Origin of the sequence: Pseudoflavonifractor capillosus (genome assembly GCF_016902575.1) — a bacterium.
GTDB lineage: Bacteria > Bacillota > Clostridia > Oscillospirales > Oscillospiraceae > Enterenecus > Enterenecus capillosus_A.
This window is the reverse complement of the sequence record NZ_JACSNZ010000167.1, coordinates 1-232: the sequence shown is the minus strand read 5'-3', so window position 1 is coordinate 232 and position 232 is coordinate 1. Positions and strand designations below refer to the sequence as shown.

Annotated in this window: 1 protein-coding gene; it reads left to right on the top strand. The window is 56.0% G+C overall.

Going from position 1 to position 232, the window contains the following annotated elements:
* A partial coding sequence (locus H9X86_RS12325) for a hypothetical protein (RefSeq protein WP_204901767.1) occupies window positions 1-232 on the top strand: 232 nt, incomplete at both ends.

The window sequence follows — 232 nt, the reverse complement described above, 5'->3', positions numbered from 1 at the left end:
AAGAAAGATGCCACCTGCACCCAGGAGGGCTACACCGGCGATCTGGTGTGTACCGAGTGTAAGGCCGTGGTAAAGAAAGGCAAGACCATTGCCAAGCTGCCTCACAACACTCAGCTGGTGGGCAAGAAAGATGCCACCTGCACCCAGGAGGGCTACACCGGCGATCTGGTGTGTACCGAGTGTAAGGCCGTGGTAAAGAAAGGCAAGACCATTGCCAAGCTGCCTCACAACA